We start from the raw sequence: 3,403 nt of genomic DNA on the forward strand, positions 1-3,403 counted from the left end.
AGGCCGCGGCGGCGGCCGCGGTGATGCGGGAAAGGTTCACGTGTGCTCCTGGAACAGTCGAAAGTTTCGAATCAAGTGCCGAGCGTTGCGTCACGCTAAACACCCGCCCCAACCCCGTCAACCGTCCGGACACACGAGCCCGACACCCACCCGATCAGCAGCTACGAAATTTTCGACCGTAGACCCCACACGCGCCCGCCTTGTTTCGATGAAGTTTCGGAAACAGACGGATTGACCGCCGTTTCGGCCCGGCCGCATACTCTCCAGCAATCGAGCCCGTCCCCCGGCAGGAACGGCCCCGCCCTGGCGTATGGCGCGTACATGCCATTCCCCGCGGCCCTACCACCCCTGCGCCCGGCACCCGCACGGCCGTGCCCGCCCCCGGGCCTGGTGCTCATCGACCCCCACCAGGAGGAAGCATGGACATGGACAACGCCCTCTCCCGCCCGATGAGCCGCAGGGGCTTCATCGGCCGCGCCGGCGCCCTGGCCGCGGCCACCACCGCCTCCGGACTGCTGCTGCCCGGCACCGCCGACGCCGCCACCGTCATCACCACCAACCAGACCGGCACCAACAACGGCTTCTACTACTCGTTCTGGACCGACGGCGGCGGCGCGGTCTCGATGACGCTCAACTCCGGCGGCAACTACAGCACTTCGTGGACGAACTGCGGCAACTTCGTCGCGGGCAAGGGCTGGAGCACCGGCGGGCGCAGGACGGTGAGCTACTCGGGCAGCTTCAGCCCGTCCGGCAACGGCTACCTGTCCCTGTACGGATGGACGTCGAACCCGCTGGTGGAGTACTACATCGTCGACAACTGGGGCAACTACCGGCCCACCGGCACGTACAAGGGCACGGTCACCAGCGACGGCGGCACGTACGACATCTACCAGACGACGCGGTACAACGCCCCCTCCGTGGAAGGCACCAAGACCTTCAACCAGTACTGGAGCGTCCGGCAGTCCAAGCGGACCGGCGGCACCATCACCACCGGCAACCACTTCGACGCCTGGTCCCGCGTCGGCATGCCCCTCGGCAGCTTCAAGTACTACATGATCCTCGCCACCGAGGGCTACCAGAGCAGCGGTTACTCCAACCTCACGGTGAGCGGCTGAGCGAACCCGGGCTGCCCGGCCGGCCCTCTCCGCCCTCCGCTCATCCCCGCCCGCGGTCCCGCACGACCCGAGGAGGACCCACTCGCATGCGCGCCGCTCCCCGCTCCCTGCTGACCACACTGGCCGTCGCCGTGACGGCCGTGGCCGGCACCGTCACCGCCGCCGTCCAGGCCACTCCGGCGCAGGCCGCCGCCTGCAACGGCTACGTCGGACTCACCTTCGACGACGGCCCGTCCAACGACCACACCCCGGCCCTGCTCAACGCGCTCAGGCAGAACGGCCTGCGCGCCACGATGTTCAACGAGGGCCAGTTCGCCGCCGCCTACCCGGCCCAGGTCCGGGCCGAGGTGAGCGCCGGCATGTGGGTCGGCAACCACAGCTACACCCACCCCCACCTGACCCAGCTCGGCCAGGCCCAGATCGACTCCGAGATCTCCCGCACCCAGCAGGCGATCGCGGCGGCCGGCGGCGGCACACCGCAGCTGTTCCGCCCGCCGTACGGGGAGACCAACTCCACCGTCCAGGCGGTGGAGGCCAAGTACGGCCTGCGGCAGATCATCTGGGACGTCGACTCGCAGGACTGGAACGGCGCGAGCACCGACGCGATCGTGCAGGCCGTGTCGCGGCTGGGCAACGGCCAGATCATCCTGATGCACGAGTGGCCGGCCAACACCCTCGCCGCCATCCCGCGTATCGCCCAGACCCTGGCGGCCAAGGGCCTGTGCGCCGGCCGCATCTCCCCCCAGACGGGCCGCGCCGTGGCCCCCTGACCGGAAAGGACCCCCGTCCCCGACGACCGAGAACACCTCAGGGGTGGCCCCGGATCCCTCCGGGGCCACCCCGCGTCGCACAGCGGCCGGCCCCGGTCCCCGGCCCGTTGGCCGGGGCGCCCGCCCGTGGCCCCGCCGGATTCAGTCCACCAGGCCGAGGCGGGCCGCGGTCACTCCCGCCTCGAAGCGGCTGGAGGTGCCGAGTTTCACCATGATCCGGTGCATCAGGCGGCGCAGGGTGCGGTCGGAGCAGTCCAGCCGGCGGGCGATGGTGTCGTCCTTGGCGCCGGTGGCCAGCAGCGTCAGCACCTCGCGTTCCAGCACGGACAGCCGGGGCCCCGGGCGATCCGGCCCGGCGGGCCGTTCGGTGTGCGGCCGGGCCAGGTCCCAGGCGTGGAGGAAGACCCGGGCGAAGCACTGCGCGACGGGCCCGCTGTGCAGGATGACGTCGCCGCCCTCGCCCCGCGGGCCGGCCCCCACCCCGATCACGACGACCGCGCGGTCCATGATGTTCATGTGCAGCGGCACCGTCGCCGCGACCCGCACCTCGACCCCGGCGTCGGCCAGCGCGGCCAGATAGCGGGCCGGCGCGGGCGAGCGCAGCGCCTGCTGCGAGGTGAGCACCCGCATGCGGATGCCGTCGGCCGCCATCTCCAGGTCCCGCGCGAGGCTGGCGTCCAGGACCCGGGCCCCGGGGAAGGTGTTGCGCATCGCCAGGAACTCCTCCCGGCTCAGCGCGTCCAGTTCCTCCAGCCGCCGCCGGGTGCGCTCGCGGTCGGTGAAGAACTCCGTCTCCACGGTCTCCCGGGCGCCGGGCCGCGGGACCGTCAGCAGCGACAGCACGTCGTCCAGGGCCCGGGCGTCCCGGGCGAGTCCGTCGGCCGTCTCCCGCAGACGGCGCCGGTGCTCGGAGACGACGTGCCGCAGGGCGCGCTCCGGGGTGCTGAGCCGCTCCCCGCCCGGGTCCAGGAGCCGCCGCTCCGCCAGCCACCGGGTCACTTCGGCGGGCAGTCCGCGCAGTTCCTCCCGCTCGGTGGCATACCGCGCGTCCGACGTCCCGATCCGCTCCCTCATGGCCAGATAGGCCTCCTTCGCCTCGGAGTCCGTCGGCTGCCGACCCCGCGAAGGGTTCTCCCGCGCACGCATGCGCGCACGATACGGGCGGCTCGCACCGGAGGCCAGAGCCGTCGGCCGGCCCCGGACGCGGGGCGGCCGATCCGGCCGGGAGCGGACGCGCCGGTTTCGGCCAGGGGCGGGAGGTGGGGCGGGGCGGTTAACCTCGTGGCCGCCCGCCCGGTTCCCCGGGCCCCGGCGCGCCCGTACGGCACCGCGCCGGCGTCCGCCGGGAGGACGGGCGGGAGCCACTGATCCGGCCGGTCCCGCCCGCCCGTGCTTGCCGAGGGCTTGGCATGCGCATGCTCTTCAGGGTGTCGTGGTGCGGCTCACCCGAGTCCGCCGCACACCCGGCGTTTCCTCCACCCCACAAGGAGACATGGTGCTACGACCACGAAGACTGAC

The 3,403-nt window shown here is 72.5% G+C and carries 2 protein-coding genes and 1 pseudogene; 2 read left to right on the plus strand and 1 reads right to left on the minus strand.

What is annotated here, in order from left to right:
- Nucleotides 1-419 precede the first annotated feature (419 nt).
- Together H5J33_RS28120 and H5J33_RS28125 are read left to right on the plus strand one after the other, a co-directional pair.
- Nucleotides 420-1,115: a glycoside hydrolase family 11 protein gene (locus H5J33_RS28120; RefSeq protein ID WP_181797642.1), complete on the plus strand. Its 696-nt coding sequence runs from the start codon at nt 420-422 to the stop codon at nt 1,113-1,115.
- A gap of 86 nt (nt 1,116-1,201) precedes the next feature.
- A pseudogene (locus tag H5J33_RS28125) lies at nt 1,202-1,882 on the plus strand (polysaccharide deacetylase family protein); the annotation flags it as partial.
- 144 nt (nt 1,883-2,026) lie between these two features.
- Here the strand turns inward: H5J33_RS28125 and H5J33_RS28130 are convergent.
- A complete protein-coding gene (locus H5J33_RS28130; RefSeq protein ID WP_181797644.1) occupies nt 2,027-3,031 on the minus strand; it encodes a LuxR C-terminal-related transcriptional regulator in 1,005 nt (334 codons plus the stop codon).
- Nucleotides 3,032-3,403 lie beyond the last annotated feature (372 nt).

The organism is Streptomyces sp. WELS2 (assembly GCF_013870595.1).
Classification (GTDB): domain Bacteria; phylum Actinomycetota; class Actinomycetes; order Streptomycetales; family Streptomycetaceae; genus Streptomyces.

Excerpts from the sequence above, each read along its gene's own strand:
- H5J33_RS28120 (WP_181797642.1), top strand. The coding sequence starts at position 420 with ATGGACATGGACAACGCCCTCTCCCGCCCGATGAGCCGCAGGGGCTTC.
- H5J33_RS28130 (WP_181797644.1), bottom strand. The coding sequence starts at position 3,031 with ATGCGTGCGCGGGAGAACCCTTCGCGGGGTCGGCAGCCGACGGACTCC.